Annotated in this window: 14 protein-coding genes; 5 read left to right on the forward strand and 9 right to left on the reverse strand. The window is 62.7% G+C overall.

Annotation, left to right across the window (positions count from 1 at the left end; genetic code table 11):
• Nucleotides 1-15: 15 nt before the first annotated feature.
• From NKH59_RS12815 to NKH59_RS12845, 7 genes are all read right to left on the reverse strand, one after another.
• A complete protein-coding gene (locus NKH59_RS12815) occupies nucleotides 16-825 on the reverse strand; it encodes a molybdopterin-binding protein (RefSeq protein WP_352454438.1) in 810 nt (269 codons plus the stop codon).
• A 1-nt stretch (nucleotide 826) separates the two neighbouring features.
• On the reverse strand, nucleotides 827-1708 hold the full coding sequence (locus NKH59_RS12820; protein ID WP_352473889.1) for a cytochrome b/b6 domain-containing protein: 882 nt from the start codon (nucleotides 1706-1708) through the stop codon (nucleotides 827-829).
• Between the two features lie 104 nt (nucleotides 1709-1812).
• Nucleotides 1813-2490 carry a DUF1345 domain-containing protein gene (locus NKH59_RS12825; protein WP_352473888.1) on the reverse strand — a complete coding sequence of 226 codons (678 nt, stop codon included), beginning with the start codon at nucleotides 2488-2490 and terminating at the stop codon, nucleotides 1813-1815.
• Nucleotides 2491-2495: 5 nt separating this feature from the next.
• Nucleotides 2496-2963: a YaiI/YqxD family protein gene (locus tag NKH59_RS12830; protein WP_352454435.1), complete on the reverse strand. Its 468-nt coding sequence runs from the start codon at nucleotides 2961-2963 to the stop codon at nucleotides 2496-2498.
• Nucleotides 2964-3029: 66 nt separating this feature from the next.
• A complete protein-coding gene (gene gfa / locus NKH59_RS12835) occupies nucleotides 3030-3599 on the reverse strand; it encodes an S-(hydroxymethyl)glutathione synthase (protein WP_352451333.1) in 570 nt (189 codons plus the stop codon).
• A gap of 20 nt (nucleotides 3600-3619) precedes the next feature.
• Nucleotides 3620-3892, reverse strand: a complete 273-nt coding sequence (locus NKH59_RS12840; RefSeq protein ID WP_352451332.1) for a hypothetical protein — start codon at nucleotides 3890-3892, stop codon at nucleotides 3620-3622.
• Nucleotides 3889-5016, reverse strand: a complete 1128-nt coding sequence (locus tag NKH59_RS12845; RefSeq protein WP_352540649.1) for an S-(hydroxymethyl)glutathione dehydrogenase/class III alcohol dehydrogenase — start codon at nucleotides 5014-5016, stop codon at nucleotides 3889-3891. The genes NKH59_RS12840 and NKH59_RS12845 overlap by 4 nt, the downstream gene beginning before the upstream one ends.
• A 213-nt stretch (nucleotides 5017-5229) precedes the next feature.
• On the opposite strand from NKH59_RS12845, the gene NKH59_RS12850 reads away from it, so the two are divergent.
• Nucleotides 5230-7242, forward strand: a complete 2013-nt coding sequence (locus NKH59_RS12850; protein WP_353022139.1) for an acetyl-CoA carboxylase biotin carboxylase subunit — start codon at nucleotides 5230-5232, stop codon at nucleotides 7240-7242.
• Nucleotides 7243-7816: 574 nt separating this feature from the next.
• A complete protein-coding gene (dnaE, locus tag NKH59_RS12855) occupies nucleotides 7817-11344 on the forward strand; it encodes a DNA polymerase III subunit alpha (RefSeq protein ID WP_352540647.1) in 3528 nt (1175 codons plus the stop codon).
• Between the two features lie 14 nt (nucleotides 11345-11358).
• Here the strand turns inward: dnaE and NKH59_RS12860 are convergent, their stop codons facing one another.
• Complete coding sequence (locus NKH59_RS12860) at nucleotides 11359-12240, reverse strand: DMT family transporter (protein ID WP_352471788.1); 882 nt, start codon at nucleotides 12238-12240, stop codon at nucleotides 11359-11361.
• Nucleotides 12241-12413: 173 nt separating this feature from the next.
• Between NKH59_RS12860 and NKH59_RS12865 the strand changes: the two genes are divergently transcribed.
• Nucleotides 12414-12920: a hypothetical protein gene (locus tag NKH59_RS12865; protein WP_352471786.1), complete on the forward strand. Its 507-nt coding sequence runs from the start codon at nucleotides 12414-12416 to the stop codon at nucleotides 12918-12920.
• A gap of 150 nt (nucleotides 12921-13070) precedes the next feature.
• Here the strand turns inward: NKH59_RS12865 and NKH59_RS12870 are convergent, their stop codons facing one another.
• Entirely contained in the window at nucleotides 13071-14399 is a 1329-nt protein-coding gene (locus NKH59_RS12870) for a DNA polymerase IV (protein WP_352471784.1), read from the reverse strand.
• Nucleotides 14400-14467: 68 nt separating this feature from the next.
• On the opposite strand from NKH59_RS12870, the gene NKH59_RS12875 reads away from it, so the two are divergent.
• Together NKH59_RS12875 and NKH59_RS12880 are read left to right on the forward strand one after the other, a co-directional pair.
• Nucleotides 14468-15043, forward strand: coding sequence for a GNAT family N-acetyltransferase (locus NKH59_RS12875; RefSeq protein ID WP_352471783.1), 576 nt, complete (start codon nucleotides 14468-14470; stop codon nucleotides 15041-15043).
• 348 nt (nucleotides 15044-15391) lie between these two features.
• Nucleotides 15392-16720: a hypothetical protein gene (locus NKH59_RS12880; RefSeq protein ID WP_353022141.1), complete on the forward strand. Its 1329-nt coding sequence runs from the start codon at nucleotides 15392-15394 to the stop codon at nucleotides 16718-16720.
• Nucleotides 16721-16727: the final 7 nt, after the last annotated feature.

Raw genomic sequence — 16727 nt, forward strand, 5'->3', positions numbered from 1 at the left:
CGGGTCAGGTTTCGGTCAGATGCCGCCGTACCAGTCGTAGCCATTGTCCTCCCAATAGCCGCCTCTGCCGCCGCCGATATTGGCGAAGCCGTCGACCAGCTCAATCTTGTAGAGGTATTTCGGCATCTTGTAGCCGAGCTGGCGCTCGACGCGGACGCGCAGCGGCGCGCCGTTTTCGACCGGCAACGGCTTGCCGTTGAGGCCATAGGCAAGGATCGTCTGCGGATGACGAGCATCGACCAGGTCGATCGAGCCGTAATATTTGATGTCGCCGGCCAGGCTGCGGTCGATCGTATCGAGGCAGTGGAACATGACGTAGCGCGCCTGCGGCTTGACCACTGCCTGGTCGAGCACCAGCGACAGCGGCGTGCCGGTCCATTTGGCAATGCAGCTCCAGCCTTCGACGCAGTCGTGACGGGTGATCTGGGTGCGGCTCGGCATGTTCATCAGCTGCTCGCGGCTCAGCGACAGCGGTTTTTCGACCAGGCCTGAAACCTCCAGCCGCCAGTCGGCGAAATCGCTGGCGAGCAGGCCCTTGTAGAAATCGTCGTCCGGTGCGGTGACACCGTTCGGCCGCTGCGGCTGGCGAATGTCGGCCTCGGTGAACTCCGGCGCCAGCGCATCAGCGCCGGCAAGCAGTCGCTGCGCCCGCCAGGTCAGGCCATTGGCGCTTTCGAGGAAGCTGCGCAGGCTGTCGCCGACGCCAAGCTGGCTGTCGAAGGCGTCGCAGCCCGACAGCATGATGCCGGAAAGGCCGAGGCTGGCCGAGGTCAGGAACTTTCTTCGGCTTATCTGTAGCTTGGGGCTGATCTCGAATTTCGCCATGTCAGGCACTCCTCTCTGGCGCTTTGTCGCCATGCGCCGGCGGGTCGGTTCGGTACCACCCGGTGATGATGGAGCGCAGCTCGTTGATCGGGCCGGCGGCGAGGATCATCAGGATGTGGATAATGAAGAAGGCGACGAGCAGCAGCATCACCGTGAAATGAATGGTGCGTGCCGTCTGTCGGCCGCCGAGCAGATCATTCAGGAACGGCAGCACCGAATCCATGCTCGGCGACATGGCAAGGCCGGTGATGATCATCAGCGGCAGCAGCACGAACAGCACGCCGCCATAGGCCATCTTCTGCAGCGTGTTGTAGTCGCGCGTGTGATGGAACCTGAGCTTGGCGTGCTCGACAATGTCTCGCGGCAGGCGCCTGAAATCATCGAGGCGCGGGGCAAGATCGCGGCGCAAATGGCCGTTGATCAGGCTGGCGACCAGCCAGACCAGCAGCGTGGTGGTCAGCACCCAGGCGAAGAAGAAATGAACAACGCGCGCGGTGCCGAGATCGTAATAGGAAGGGATCGTCGCCCAGGACGGGAAGGCACGGGAGGTCTCCTGGCCGGCCGGACCCGACCAGCCGAGCACGCCAGTGGTATCGAAGCGCTTGCCGAAGATTTCGGTATAGCCGCGCGGGCCAGTCGCCGTATTCTCGGCGCCAATGGCGAAGACGGTGTTGTTGTAGCCAAAACCCGACTCCTTGCCGATGTAGAGCTGTGGGCGGGCGTTAAATATTTGCAGACCGGAAAGCAGCATGAAGAACAGCGCGATCGCCCACAGCCAATGCGTCAGCCGCGTCCAGCGCGACTGGCGATAGATCAGCGTCGCATCCGTCGAAGCAGCGCTATCTGCCTCGGTGCTGGCTTCGCCTCTGGCAACTGATTCCATGTTTTCCGTGCCTCCCTGCCAAGCGGTTCCGCATGGCCTGTCAGATCTCTTCTCCTCCCAATACGTCGCCAGCCTAAGCGATGTTTCACCCGATCACGGATTTATTACGGACTGCCGAGGCTGACGGCGAGGTTGACCGCGGCTGCCACGATGACCGTGTTGAAGAAGAACGACAGGATCGAATGCACAAGCACGACACGGCGCATTTGCGAGGTCGTGATGTTGGTGTCGGCGGTTTGCGCCGTCATGCCGATCACCGTGGCGAAATAGAGGAAATCCGAGCCTTCCGGCCGCTTGCCGCCCGGGAAGTCGAGGCCGCCGACCGGAATTTTCTTTTTTGTGTCGCCATCCATCGCATCGCCATCCAACCAGTAGATATGCGCGTAGTGAAGTGCGGCCATCGCATGGATGGTCAACCAGCCAAGCGGGATAGACAGCAGCGCCACCATAAGCTCGACGGTGTCCGCGCTCTTCTCCCTGTTGATCAATTGAAACAACGACATGATGGCAATAGCGACGACAATCAGCGTGACCGCGAAGATGGCCAGTACCGGCAGGTCCGTGTCGCCTGCATTCTTGCGCAGATAGCTGCCGGTAAGCCGCGGCATATGGGCGATGACAAGGACGAGATAGGCGGCAAAGAACACATTGGCGCCGATCGAATAGGCAAGCGGCGCACGCCAGACCAGCGCGGCGCCAAAGGCTGCCACGCCGATGCAGGCCGACACCGCGAACGGCGTGTGGCGTCGCATGGGCATCTTGGTCGGGGTACCAGTCGCCATGGCCTTCAGTCCGCAGACGCGGATTTCAGCGCCCGCCGTAGGATGCGGTCAAGCTCGCCGAGGAACCGCGAGCGGTCCTGCGGCGCGAAGCTCGAATTGTAGCCCTTGCTTTCGCCGGTCTCGCGCAGATGCTGCTTGAGATCGCGCATTGCCACCGCCATGCCGATCGTTTCGGGCGTAAACGGGCGTCCGGTCGGACCAAGTACGTGGGCGCCAAGCGCCACCGCGCGCGCGGCAAGCGGGATATCGGCGGTCACCACGATATCGTTGGACCGGGCATTTTCGACTATCCAGTCGTCGGCGGCATCGGCGCCCTTGGAGACGACGACATTGCGGATCATCGGATCGCGCGACGGACGCAAGCCGCCATTGGAGACGAAGGTGACGACGATGCCGTGCCGCTCGGCGACTTTTTCGACCTCGGCCTTCACCGGGCAAGCGTCGGCATCGACGAGAATAGCAGGTGCGGGCATCGTTGTTCCAAATGTGAAAGAGCCGGGCGGCGTCGCCCGGCTCGATCGATGATAGTCGAGCGGCTACTAGGCCGGCAACGCGCCGGACCGCTTGGCCGTCCAGGTGGCGATATAGTCCATCAGTCCTGGATTGAGGCAATCATAAGGTTCGAGCCCGATCGACTTCAGCTGTGACCTTATGCCGTCCATGCGGCTCGGATCGACACCGGACTCGATGATCGAAGAGACAAAGGCGGTGAAGCCCGGCGGCGACCAGCCGTCTTCCTGGAAGCGTTCGGGATGGATGAAGGACAGCCCCTTGAAAGCGTGGTCGCGCTCGACCGGGCCGTGCATATGGACGCCGCAGCCGGTGCAGGCATGGCGCAGGATCAGCGCGCCCGGATCGACGATCTTCAGCTTGTCGCCGTTTTCGGTCACCGTCACGTCGTTTGTACCGGCAACCGCCACGACCGAGAACAGCGCGCCTTCCGGCTTCCAGCATTTGGTGCAGCCGCAGGCATGGTTGTGGGCGATCTGGCCCTTGACCTTGACCTTGACCGGGTTGCTGGTGCAGGCGCAGACCAGCGTGCCGCCGGCAAAATCGGCCTTTTCCCGTGGCAGTCCATTGTCGATTTTAGGATGCAGTTTTTCCGGCATTTTTGTCTCCTCCCTTGGTTCTATGCTGGTTCCGTTTCGATTACCGCTTCATTCTCCATACGGTGTTCTTGCTTGACGCGCTCTACCACCTTGAGCGCCTTACTCAGATATGTATCGCGCACGAGAAACGATATTTCTTCTCTGCCGCGGTCGATCTCATCGAGGTCGATGCGAACGCGGTTGTTATTCCTAAGCGCTACCCAAAGATGTTCGCCGAATTGCCAGCTCTGCATACTGAGCGACTCGCTGAAATTCGGATATCGGATCCGAACCCGGATCAGTACCTCCTTCAATAGACTACCACGCTCCTGATCGACTTGCCTTCATGCATCAGGTCAAAGCCCTTGTTGATGTCCTCGAGCTTCAGCGTGTGGGTGATCATCGGATCGATCTCGATCTTGCCGGCCATGTACCAGTCGACGATCTTCGGCACGTCGGTGCGGCCGCGCGCGCCGCCGAAGGCGGTGCCCATCCAGGTGCGGCCGGTGACCAGCTGGAACGGCCGCGTCGAGATCTCCTGGCCGGCGCCGGCAACGCCGATGATGACCGACTTGCCCCAGCCGCGATGCGACGCTTCCAGCGCCTGCCGCATGACCTTGGTGTTGCCGGTGCAGTCGAAGGTGTAGTCGGCGCCGCCGATCTGGTCGGCGCCGCGCTTGGTCATGTTGACGAGATGAGCCACGACATCGCCGTCGATCTCCTTCGGATTGACGAAATGCGTCATGCCGAATTTCTCGCCCCATTCCTTCTTGTCGTTGTTCAGGTCGACGCCGATGATCATGTCGGCGCCGGCAAGGCGCAGGCCCTGGATGACGTTGAGGCCGATGCCGCCGAGGCCGAACACGACCGCCGTCGCGCCTTGCTCGACCTTGGCCGTGTTGATCACAGCGCCGATGCCGGTGGTGACGCCGCAGCCGATGTAGCAGATCTTGTCGAACGGGGCGTCGGCATTGACCTTGGCCACCGCGATCTCGGGCAGCACGGTGAAGTTGGAAAAGGTCGAGCAGCCCATGTAGTGGAACAGCTTGTCCTTGCCGATCGAGAAGCGCGAGGTGCCGTCCGGCATCAAGCCCTGTCCCTGCGTGGCGCGGATGGCGGTGCACAGATTGGTCTTGCGCGACAGGCAGGACGGGCACTGCCGGCATTCCGGCGTGTAGAGCGGGATGACATGGTCGCCCTTCCTGACCGAGGAGACGCCCTTGCCGACGTCGACGACGATGCCGGCGCCCTCATGGCCGAGGATCGCCGGAAACAGGCCTTCCGGGTCGGCGCCCGACAGCGTGAACTCGTCAGTGTGGCAGATGCCGGTTGCCTTGATCTCGACCAGCACCTCGCCATCGCGGGGACCTTCGAGGTCGACCTCCATGATCTGCAGCGGCTTTCCGGCGGCAACGGCGACAGCGGCGCGCGTTTTCATCAGGCAATCCTCCCATGACAGTCTGCAATCCAGGTTAGATTTAACTTACCATTCAGCTCTGCGCTATGCACGAAGCGACGTTGTGACCCCGGATTTTCGTCAGCGCCCGCCGATTTGCATGCGGGATAGGCTCCGACTTTGCCTTGACCGGCCCCCTGAAGCCCATAAAACGGGAAGCCCGTAAAAGAAGGGCAGCCGAGGGACGAGGCCTGCATGTTCACAAAGATCCTGGTCGCCAACCGTGGCGAGATCGCCTGCCGCGTGATCAAGACGGCGCGCAAGATGGGCATCGCCACCGTCGCGGTCCATTCCGACGCCGACCGGGACGCCGTGCATGTCGAAATGGCCGACGAGGCGGTGCATATCGGGCCTTCGCCGGCTGCGCAAAGTTATCTGGTCGCGGAAAAGATCATCGCCGCCTGCAAGGCCACAGGAGCAGAGGCCGTGCATCCCGGCTACGGTTTCCTGTCCGAGCGGGCATCCTTCTGCGAAGCGCTGGAGCAGGAAGGCATCGTCTTCATCGGCCCGAAGCCGAAGGCCATCAAGGCGATGGGCGATAAGATCGAATCGAAGAAGTTCGCCAATGCGGCCAAGGTGTCGACGGTGCCCGGCTGGCTCGGCGTCGTCGAAAACGCCGCCCATGCCGAAAGAATAGCCGGCGAAATCGGCTATCCCGTGATGATCAAGGCTTCAGCCGGCGGCGGCGGCAAGGGCATGCGCATCGCCTGGAGCAAGGCAGAGGTGCGCGACGGCTTCGACCGGGCGCGGTCGGAGGCGAAAAGCTCGTTCGGCGATGACCGCGTCTTCATCGAAAAATTCATCGTCGATCCGCGCCATATCGAAATCCAGGTGCTCGCCGACGCGCATGGCAACACGCTCTATCTCGGCGAGCGCGAATGCTCGATCCAGCGCCGCAACCAGAAAGTCGTGGAGGAGGCGCCGTCGCCGTTCCTCGACGCCAAGACCCGCAAAGCCATGGGCGAGCAGTCGGTGGCGCTGGCCAAGGCCGTCGACTACCAGAGCGCCGGCACGGTCGAGTTCATCGTCGACAGCGACAAGAACTTCTATTTCCTGGAAATGAACACGCGGCTGCAGGTCGAGCATCCGGTGACGGAACTCGTCACCGGCATCGACCTGGTCGAGCAGATGATCCGCGTGGCGGCCGGCGAAAAGCTCGCCATCAAGCAGAGCGACGTCAAGCTGAACGGCTGGGCGGTGGAAAGCCGCCTCTATGCCGAAGATCCGTATCGCAACTTTCTGCCGTCGATCGGCAGGCTGACGAAATACCGGCCGCCGGAAGAGGGAAAATTCGGCGAAATCGTCATCCGCAACGATACCGGCGTTACCGAAGGCTCGGAAATCTCGATGTTCTACGACCCGATGGTCGCCAAGCTGTGCACCTGGGCGCCGACACGGCTGGCGGCAATCGACGCGATGTCGGAAGCGCTGGACAGTTTCGTCGTCGACGGCATCGAGCACAACGTACCGTTCCTGGCGGCGCTGATGCAGCATCCGCGCTGGCGGGAAGGGCGGCTATCGACGGCGTTCATCGCCGAGGAATATCCCGACGGCTTCGCGCCCATTGTGCCGAACAGCGAAGAAAACGCGGTGCTGGCCGCGATCGCAACCGCGGTCGAACTGCTGCGCCGCGACCGGCTCGACCGGCTGGGCGGGCGGCTGGCGCCGCATTCGGGCGCCTTGAAACGCGATTGGGTGGTGAAGATCGGCCGGGATTATCTTTCGGTTGCCATCGTCGAAGGCATGATTTCCATTCCGATGGAGCTCGACCTCACAATCGACGGCGGCAAACCGCTGACGGTGGCATCCGACTGGCGGCCGGGCGATCTCATCTGGCGCGGCACGGTCGGCGGCCGCAAGGTCGCGGCGCAAGTCAGGCCGGTGCTGAACGGGTTCCGCATCGCCTGGAAAGGCATCTCGGTGACAGCCCGCACCATGCTGCCGCGCACCGCCGAACTCGAAAGGCTGATGCCGGAAAAAGTGGCGCCGGATACCTCGAAGATGCTGCTATGCCCGATGCCCGGCCTCGTCGTGTCGATTGCCGTTGCCGAGGGGCAGGAGGTCAAGGCCGGCGAGACGCTGGCCGTGGTCGAGGCGATGAAGATGGAAAACGTGCTGCGCGCCGAGCGCGACCTCATCGTCTCGAAGCTCAACGCCAAGCCCGGCGACAGCCTTGCCGTCGATGCTGTGATCATGGAATTCGCGTGAGGTTGGACCCGCCCTCGACGCTCTGTCTGAAGTTGGCGGGACAGCGCGCCCCTCTGTCCTGCCGGACATCTCCCCCTCAAGTGTCCCTAAAGTGGGGAGATTGGCAGCTTCGGGGCCCAGCTCGCTCCTGCAACGTTGGAAATTGGCGAAAGCCGAGATGATGGCCAATCTCCCCCCTCATGGGGGAGATGTCCGGCAGGACAGAGGGGGGCGCGAAGGAACGCGACCTGCAATCCTCTGGATACGCCCTCGGGAGACGGACAACTCGAATTTTTCCCCGTCGCGCCGTATTTTGTTCTTGCTTTGTGCCGGCAGCTATGCTATTAATTTGGCTATGGTGCTAATTGGCTCCAACGACCCGCCCGCCGAGGCGGGTTTTGTTTGTAGCCTGAGGTTGGCGGGACAGCGCCCCTCTCTGTCCTGCCGGACATCTCCCCCACAAGGGGGGAAATTGGCAGCTTCGGCGGTTGCTCTAAACCTCCAAAGCTCTAATCACTAGCGCTGGACTCGTGCTACCCGGCGCTCGACAATACAACTTCATCGACTGAGTCCTTTCAGGCGGCGCGAAAAAACCATGGCGGATGAAAGACTTCCACGCGATCCCTTGCTGCGCGAGGCCTATGCAAAGGCGTCGCGGGCGGAGGCGGCGGCGCGTCGGTTCATTCATCTGCGCGTGCATTCGGCCTATTCGCTGCTCGAAGGTGCCTTGCAGCTCGGCAAGATCGTCGGCCATGCGGTGCAGGACGAATGCCCGGCAATCGCCGTCACCGACACCAACAATCTGTTCGGCGCGCTGGAATTCGCCCAGAAGGCGGTAAAGGATGGCATCCAGCCGATCATCGGCTGCCAGATCGACCTCGCCTTTTCCGGCGAGGCGAGCGACAGCCAGCGCGACCGCAGGCGGCAAGGACCGGAGATGCGGCCGGTCGTCCTGATCGCCGCAACCGAGGCCGGCTACGGCAATCTGGTCAGGCTGGTCAGCCGCGTCTATCTCGAGACACCGCCCGGCGAAGCGGTGCATCTGACGAGCGAGATGCTGCAGGGCCACACCGACGGATTGATCTGCCTTACGGGCGGGCCGCGCGGTCCGATAGGCACTGCATTGAAACAGGATCGCCGCGAACTCGCCGAGACCCGGCTCTCGGCGCTCAAGAGCCTGTTCGGCGACCGGCTCTATGTCGAGCTTGAGCGCGTGTCCGGCTATGACCGCGCCATCGAGCAGTTGTCGGTCGATCTCGCCTACCGCCACGATCTGCCGCTGGTTGCCACCAACGAGGCGTTTTTCTTCTCTCGTGAAGACTATGAGGCGCATGACGCCCTGATCGCCATCGCCGAAGGTTCCGTGGTTGCGGCCGACAATCGCCGCCGCCTTTCGCCCGACCACTTCCTGAGAGGCCAGGCCGATATGGCGAGGCTGTTCGCCGACCTGCCGGAAGCAATCGACAACACCGTCGAGATCGCGCTGCGCTGCTCGTATTACCCGAAGACCCGCAATCCGATTCTGCCGCGCTTTGCCGGCCGCGATGTCGCCGACGCCGATGCTGCGGTCAAGGCGGAGGCGCAGGAGCTTGCCAGGCAGGCGCATGAAGGGCTAGAGGCGCGGCTGGCGGCGCACGGGCCGACGCCCGGCTATACCGTCGAGCAATATCGCGAAAGGCTGGATTTCGAGCTCGGCGTCATCGAGAAGATGAAATATCCGGGCTATTTCCTGATCGTTGCCGACTTCATCAAATGGGCCAAGGCACAAGGGATTCCGGTCGGCCCGGGCCGCGGATCGGGCGCCGGCTCGCTGGTCGCCTATGCCACGACCATCACCGACATCGACCCACTGCGTTTTTCGCTGCTGTTCGAGCGCTTCCTCAATCCCGACCGCGTGTCTATGCCCGACTTCGACATCGACTTCTGCCAGGACCGGCGCGAGGAAGTCATCCGCTACGTCCAGCAGAAATACGGCCGCGACCAGGTTGGCCAGATCATCACCTTCGGCACGTTGCAGGCGCGCGCGGTGCTGCGCGACGTCGGCCGCGTGCTGCAGATGCCTTACGGGCAGGTCGACAAGCTGAGCAAGATGGTGCCGTCGAACCCGGCCAATCCGGTCAAGCTCGCCGACGCCATCGCCAACGAGCCGCGCTTTGCCGAAGAGGCGGAGCGTGAGCCGATCGTGCAGACGCTGCTCGATACGGCGCAGAAACTGGAAGGTCTTTATCGGCACGCCTCGACGCACGCCGCCGGCATCGTCATCGGCGACCGGCCGCTGTCGGAGCTGGTGCCGATGTACCGCGATCCGCGCTCGGACATGCCGGTCACGCAGTTCAACATGAAATATGTCGAGCAGGCCGGGCTGGTGAAATTCGACTTCCTTGGCCTGAAGACGCTGACGGTGCTGGACAGGGCCGTCAAGCTGATCCGCCGCCGCGGCATCGAGATCGATCTTGCCCACATTCCGCTCGACGACCCCGAAACCTACGCCATGCTGTCGCGCGGCGAGGTGGTCGGCGTGTTCCAGGTGGAAAGTGCCGGCATGCGCAAGGCGCTGATCGGCATGCGGCCCGACTGTATCGAGGACATTATCGCGCTGGTCGCGCTCTACCGGCCGGGGCCGATGGAGAACATACCGACCTACAACGCCAGAAAGCACGGCGAGGAGGAGATGGCGTCGATCCACCCGAAGATCGACCATCTCGTCAAGGAGACGCAAGGCGTCATCGTCTACCAGGAACAGGTGATGCAGATCGCGCAGGAGCTCTCCGGCTATTCGCTGGGCGAAGCCGATCTGCTGCGCCGCGCCATGGGCAAGAAGATCCGCGCCGAGATGGACAAGCAGCGCGAGCGCTTTGTTTCGGGCGCGGTCGAGCGCGGCGTCGGCAAGCCGCAAGCCGACTTCATCTTCGACCTGCTGGCAAAGTTTGCCGACTACGGTTTCAACAAATCGCATGCCGCCGCCTATGCCGTCGTCTCCTACCAGACCGCCTATCTGAAGGCGCATTACCCCGTCGAATTCCTGGCGGCATCGATGACGCTCGACATGGGCAATACGGACAAGCTCGCCGATTTCCGCCAGGATGCGCTGCGCCTCGGCATCGAGGTGGTGGCGCCGTCGGTCATGACGTCGTTCCGGGATTTCGAGGTCGGCGAGAACCGCATCTTCTATTCGCTGGCCGCGCTCAAGGGCGTCGGCGATGCGGCGGTCGAGCACATCGTCGCCACGCGCGGCGAAAAACCCTTCAAGAGCCTCGCCGATTTCTGTGAAAGGGTCGATCCGAAGATCGTCGGCAAGCGCGTCTTCGAAAGCCTGATCATGGCCGGCGCGCTCGACTGCTTCGGTCATGACCGCGCGGCGATGATGGCCGGCGTCGAGCGGATGATGGGGCTGGCGTCGCTGGCGCAGCAGAATGCCGTCACCGGCCAGCATGACATCTTTGGCGCCTCGCTCGGCGCACAGTCGCAGGCGCTCAACTTGCCGGCGACCGATCCCTGGCTCGCCGCCGACCGCCTGCACCGTGAATTCCAGGTGGTCGGGTTCTATCTCTCGGCGCATCCGCTCGACGAATACAAGGCGGCGCTGCAGAAAATGCGGGTGCAGACCTGGGGCGAGTTTTCGGCCGCCGTCAAACGCGGTGCTGCCGCCGGCCGGCTCGCCGGCACGGTGACCACCAAGCAGGAGCGCAAGACGCGCACCGGCAACAAGATGGGCGTCGTGCAGTTCTCCGACACCTCCGGCCAGTATGAAGCGGTGCTGTTTTCCGAGGGGCTGGCGCAATACCGCGACCTGCTCGAACCCGGCCGCTCGGTGGTGATCACCGTTTCGGCCGAGGACAGGCCTGAAGGCGTCAATCTGCGCATCCAGACCGTGCAGTCGTTGGAGGAAGAGGCAAGCCGTATCCAGAAAGCGTTGCGCATCTTCGTCAGAAATGACGCACCGGCATCGACAATCCAATCGCAGCTTGGCCAGCGTGGCGACAGTCAGGTGAGCATCATCGTCATCAAGGAAGGCGGCGAGGGCGAGGTCGAGATCGAGTTGCCCAACCGCTACCGCGTATCGCCGCAGATCGCGTCGGCGATGCGGGCGGTGCCGGGCGTGGTCGAGGTGGAACTGGTCTAACAGTTAGCGCACGCTTATGAAGCGGCGATCTCCGCCGGTTGCGGTGCTCTCCGCTGCAGGTTGAGCAGATTTCCCATGAGGATCAGCAGGGCGCCACCGGCGGTGAAGGCGTCGATCTGCTCGTGATAGAGCAGCCATCCGATCACCGCCGACAGCGGCACGCGCAAAAAGTCCATTGGCGAGATGACCGTCGCATCGGCATAGACAAGTGCGCGGGCCATGCAGAAATGCGACGACATGCCGGTGAAGGCGATGAGCAGGATCCACGGCCAGAGCTCAAGCGGCGGGTTGCGCCATTCGTAAAGCGCCGGGACGAGGCCAAGCAGCGACTGGATGATCAACATCCAGAAGATGATGCGCACGACGCTGTCCGTCCGCGTCAGCGACTTGACGAGGACCACCGAGACGCCGAAGCAGACCGCGGCTCCCAGCACGATGACATGTCCCGGATTGACCGCGCCGACGCCCGGACGCACGATGATCACAACGCCGATCAGCCCGAGCACGATCGCCGCCAGCCGTGGCCGGGACAGCCTTTCGCCGAGGAAAGCGACGGCCAGCAAAGCGGTCCAGATCGGCGTCGTGAATTCGATCGAGATCAGTACCGCAAGCGGGATCAGCGTCAGGGCGTAGAGCCAGGCAGCCTGGCCGGTATAGTGGACGACGTTGCGGGCGATATGAGCCAGCGGGCGTCCGGTGCGCATCGCCGCAAAACCGCCTGACATCATGACCAGCGGCAACAGGATGAAAAAGCCGATCACCGAGCGCAGCTCGAGCACCTGGAAGACGTTTAGTTCGGCCGTCGTGGCACGGCCGGCCACCGACATCGCCAGGAACGAGGCGATCGACAGCGCCATCCAGAACGCGGCCTTGGGGATCGAGGGTGCGGGTGCCATGCGGCTATGTCGCAAGCCGGAGCGCTCATCGCAACCGCTAGCCGACGCATTCGACTGGGCCAGCCGCGCAGCGTTGCAAACAGTGATGTTGAAGCCGGAACCCGCCGCTGAGGGGAGCGTTGGTCCCTCAGTGTTTGCGTGCTGTGTTTTGGATACCAACGAGGAGCGGTCCGATGAAATCACTTGCACGATTTGTACTTGCCGGCTGCCTGACGGCCGGGGCCGGGGCAGCGCATGCCGACGATCCGGATTTTCTTCGCTCATTCCAGGGGAATTTCGCCGGCAAAGGCATCGTCAAGGTGACCACCGATGCGCCGACGGTGAATGTCTCCTGTCATTTCAATTCCGACGCAACGTCGAGCTCGCTGTCGCTCGACGGCAGCTGCCGCGGTCTTATCGTGGTAACGCGCGCCATCAGCGCCGATCTCAAATCGAGCGGGACGAAATACACCGGCACCTATGTCGGATCGCGCACCGGGCCGGCGCAATTGAGCGGCAGCCGCTCCGGCAACGCAATCAATCTCGGCATCCGTTGGGCCAAGGAGGTCAATGGCGATCGCAAGGCGCAAATGACGGTCGAGAAGAACGGCGAGAATGGCATGCGGCTGATCGTCGTCGATACCGATCCGAAAACCGGGAAGAGTGTGGTGACCACCCGGATCGATCTGCAGCGCACGTGACTGGGGCAAGTTGATATTCAGGTGAGGCCGGCCTGCGAAAAGCGGTTTCCTGCGCATCCAGTGCTCACGTACTCACAAGTGCGCTCCGCTCCGGTTCTCGGAAACCACCCTTCTCGACTCGGCCTGACCTGAATCTCAAACATGCCGGTATCATTCCTCGACCGGTTCGGGCGGATGGGCATCGCGGCCCTTGCCGAAGGTATAGCCGGTTTCCACCGCCCTGCGGCCGAACTTGCCGCGCAGCGTGTCGATGGCGCCTTCGGCCATGGCGCGCTTGCGTGACTGGACGTCGACCAGGTCGGGCGGGTCCGCCCGGTCATCGTCGGAGAGATCGCTGACGCCAATGCCGAGCAGCCGGTATTTCGTGCCATCCGCTTCCTTGCGCAGCAGCTCGAGCCCGGTCTGAAAGATGCGGTCGGCCAGCCGGGTTGGATCGCCGAGCTGGCGATTGCGCGTGCGGATCCTGAAATCCTGCGTCTTCAGCTTGAGGACGACGGTGCGTCCGGCAATTCCGGATTTCTTCAGCCGGGCCGAGACTTTTTCCGACAGCGCCCTCAGCACCGAAACCAGTTCGTCGACGGAGGCGATGTCGGTATCGAAAGTGGTTTCCGCCGAGACGCTTTTCGCGTCCTGGTCGGGAACGACGCGACGGTCGTCCTCGCCGCGCGAAAGCCGGTAGAGCCGGTCGCCCATGACGCCGTAGCGGCGCATCAGATCGCCACGTTCCATACGCTGCAACTGGCCGATGGTGCGGATGCCGTCGCGCTCGAGCGTGGCGGCAAAGGCCTTGCCGACCCCCCAGATCAGCGTCACCGGCTGCTCGGCCAGGAAGCCGATAGCCTCGGCCTCGCCGATCACCGAAAAGCCGCGCGGCTTGCGGAAGTCCGATGCCACCTTGGCCAGGAACTTGCAGTAGGAAAGACCGGCCGAAACGGTGATGCCGATCTCCTTTTCCACGCCGAGTGCGAAGCGCGCCAGGACCACCGCAGGCGGCAGGCCATGCAGGCGCTCGGTGCCGGCGAGGTCGAGAAAGGCCTCGTCGATCGAGAGCGGCTCGACCAGCGGCGTCAGCGCCTGCATCATGGCGCGCACCTCACGGCCGACGCGGACGTATTTTTCCATGTCCGGCGGCAGGACCACCGCTTCCGGGCAGGCTTCGAGCGCCTTGAACATCGGCATTGCCGAGCGCACGCCGTGGATGCGGGCAATGTAGCATGCGGTGGAGACGACGCCGCGCTTGCCGCCGCCGATGATCAATGGCCGGTCCTTCAACGCCGGATTGTCGCGCTTTTCGACCGCCGCGTAGAACGCGTCGCAATCGATATGGGCAAGGCGCAGCCGGTAGAGCTCCGGATGGCGGGCGAGCCGTGGACTGCCGCAGCGCTCGCAACGGCGTGCCTCGCTGCGCTGAAAACTCAGGCAGTCGCGGCAAAAACCGTGTTCGGGATTGTTGACAGGGGCCGCCATCGCTGCGAACATAAAGAGAACAAATGCAATGGTACGTCAGGACGGATGCCACGACAAGGCGGTGGGCCGGGAGAGAGCTCATGAATACGACCATAGCGCCGCTAGTGCCCGAGCTTTGGGCGGATTTCGAAGATCTTTTCGGTAGGCAAGGCGCCTGCTACGGCTGCTGGTGCACACATTTCCGGCTGTCGCCCGCAGCGCGCCGCGCGAGCAACCGGGAGCGCAACAAGGACCACATCAAGGCGCGGATCGAGGCCGGGCCGCCGCCGGGCCTGTTGGCCTTCGAGGGTGGCCAGGCGGTCGGCTGGATGCAGATCGGCCCGCGTGCCGACGTGCCCGAATGGAACAACCAGGGCAGGGGGTCGGCGCCGATCGACCCCGCCGACGCCAGCGATCCGGGCGTCTGGGCGATCTCCTGCTTCTTCATCCGCACCAAAGCACGCGGCAAGGGCCTGTCGCACCGCCTGGTCCAAGGCGGCATCGAGTTCGCCCGCGAGAACGGCGCGCGGCTGATCGAGGCCTGCCCGATCGACCTGTCGAAGGATTCGCGCTCGATCGGGCTGTTCGTAGGCTCGTCGCGGGTCTTCGAGAAGGCCGGGTTCCAGCGATTGGTCGAACGTAAGCCAGGCCGACCGCTGGTGCGGCTGGTGCTTTAGCCGGATGCGCTTTTGGCCTACAGCCGGCGTCTTGCCGCTGTAACGCTGTTTCACTAATACAAGCAATGATTTGGCCCGAGACAACGGAGAATCGACGTGAAGCGTGTATTGCCACTTGTTCTCGCCGTCGCGTTTAGCGCGCCCGCTTTCGCCCAGACCGTCGACAGCCAAGGCGCGAAGAAGCTTACCGATGATCTGGCACATTATTTCGGCAGGCAGGGTTTCGATATCGGGCTGGTGAAAATCACTGCCGACGGCGATGCGTACAAACTCGCCGTCGATTTCAAGCCGCTCGTCGCTTTGCTGTCGAAACAGGATTCCTTCAAGTTCGACGTCACGCCTTACGACATGCGGGTCAAGCCGCGCCAGGACGGGCAGTGGGACGTGTCGGCGGATACGTCGCTGACCGGATCGTTCGATTTCAAGGGGCCTCAAGGGCCGCAGCACATCGACTTTTCGGTGTCGAACAACAAGTTCACCGGTGTGTATGATCCGGCCCTGGTGGCCTTCGTCAGCGCCACGGGGTCAATGGACGCTATGACGATGAAAACCCGGGAGCCGAAGCAAGAGGCCGATGTCTCTGCCGGTGCCGGCACCGCCACGCTAAATTCGACGAAATCGGCGAACGGCGGCATCGATTTCACTGTCGCGGAAAAGATCTTGAATTTTGCTGAAGTCCTCAAAATCAACGATCCCGAGCGAGGGTTGAATTTCCCGGTCACCCTCAATGCGCCGGAATTTTCGGTGCATGCAAACGGCAAGGGTGTTCGGACAAAGCCGTTGATGGATCTGCTTGCTTTTGCCGTCGCTAATGAAGACGAGGCGAAACTGAAAGTAAATCAGGCGGAACTTAAGTCACGTCTCCTTGCGGCGTTGCCTGTCTGGGAAAGAATCGACGGAACGTACGCCTTCAAGGATTTCGCAATTGAGAGCCCAGTCGGCAAGTGGGGTGCGAAGCAGTTGGATTTGGCTAGCGGCATGGATGGCGTCTCCCAGAACGGCAAGATCAACTATGGGATCAAGGCCTCCGGTCTGACGATCCCCCGGCAATTGCTGCCCGCCTGGACTGGTCCACTGGTGCCGACGGATATCGACCTCAACTTCGGCGGTGCCAATATCGATCTCGACACGATGGCGAAGAAGGCGATCGAAGCCTTTGATCTCAATAAGAATCCGCCGTTGCCGGGGGAATTCGGCAAGGCTTTGGTCGCCGATTTCAAGGCCAAGAAACCCAAAGTAATCCTCGGCCACTCGACCGTGAAGAATGGCGACGTCGAAGTCGCCATGGAAGGCGAGATGACTTTCCCGGGCGGCGAAAAGCCTGATGCGACCGTGACCGTCGCTGTGGCCGGCTACGACAGGATCGTCGATGCCTTGAAGGAAGGCGCCAAGAGCGATGAGCAGATGGCGCAGGCCTTCCCCTTTGCGCTGGCCGTCAAAGGTTTTGGCAAGACGCTGCCGGATGGCCGGCTGGAATGGGTGATCAACACCAAGGCCGATGGGTCCGTTGCGGTCAACGGCGCCATGCTGAAGGGGCCGGATGAAGTCCAGGACGACAGCGCCGGCCAGGATGACAACTCGGGCGATGATGGCGCGAATGGAACGGACAATTCGACCGGGGGCGAGGATTCGGACGGCGGCGACAATGGCGGGGCAGGACCGAAGCTGCAGCCCTGAGCGCTCC

This window comes from Mesorhizobium sp. M0998, assembly GCF_040318885.1.
Classification (GTDB): Bacteria; Pseudomonadota; Alphaproteobacteria; order Rhizobiales; family Rhizobiaceae; genus Mesorhizobium.

Excerpts from the sequence above, each read along its gene's own strand:
- NKH59_RS12815 (WP_352454438.1), bottom strand. The coding sequence starts at position 825 with ATGGCGAAATTCGAGATCAGCCCCAAGCTACAGATAAGCCGAAGAAAG.
- NKH59_RS12820 (WP_352473889.1), bottom strand. The coding sequence starts at position 1,708 with ATGGAATCAGTTGCCAGAGGCGAAGCCAGCACCGAGGCAGATAGCGCT.
- NKH59_RS12825 (WP_352473888.1), bottom strand. The coding sequence starts at position 2,490 with ATGGCGACTGGTACCCCGACCAAGATGCCCATGCGACGCCACACGCCG.
- NKH59_RS12830 (WP_352454435.1), bottom strand. The coding sequence starts at position 2,963 with ATGCCCGCACCTGCTATTCTCGTCGATGCCGACGCTTGCCCGGTGAAG.
- gfa (WP_352451333.1), bottom strand. The coding sequence starts at position 3,599 with ATGCCGGAAAAACTGCATCCTAAAATCGACAATGGACTGCCACGGGAA.
- NKH59_RS12845 (WP_352540649.1), bottom strand. The coding sequence starts at position 5,016 with ATGAAAACGCGCGCCGCTGTCGCCGTTGCCGCCGGAAAGCCGCTGCAG.
- NKH59_RS12850 (WP_353022139.1), top strand. The coding sequence starts at position 5,230 with ATGTTCACAAAGATCCTGGTCGCCAACCGTGGCGAGATCGCCTGCCGC.
- dnaE (WP_352540647.1), top strand. The coding sequence starts at position 7,817 with ATGGCGGATGAAAGACTTCCACGCGATCCCTTGCTGCGCGAGGCCTAT.
- NKH59_RS12860 (WP_352471788.1), bottom strand. The coding sequence starts at position 12,240 with ATGGCACCCGCACCCTCGATCCCCAAGGCCGCGTTCTGGATGGCGCTG.
- NKH59_RS12865 (WP_352471786.1), top strand. The coding sequence starts at position 12,414 with ATGAAATCACTTGCACGATTTGTACTTGCCGGCTGCCTGACGGCCGGG.
- NKH59_RS12870 (WP_352471784.1), bottom strand. The coding sequence starts at position 14,399 with ATGTTCGCAGCGATGGCGGCCCCTGTCAACAATCCCGAACACGGTTTT.
- NKH59_RS12875 (WP_352471783.1), top strand. The coding sequence starts at position 14,468 with ATGAATACGACCATAGCGCCGCTAGTGCCCGAGCTTTGGGCGGATTTC.
- NKH59_RS12880 (WP_353022141.1), top strand. The coding sequence starts at position 15,392 with ATGCGGGTCAAGCCGCGCCAGGACGGGCAGTGGGACGTGTCGGCGGAT.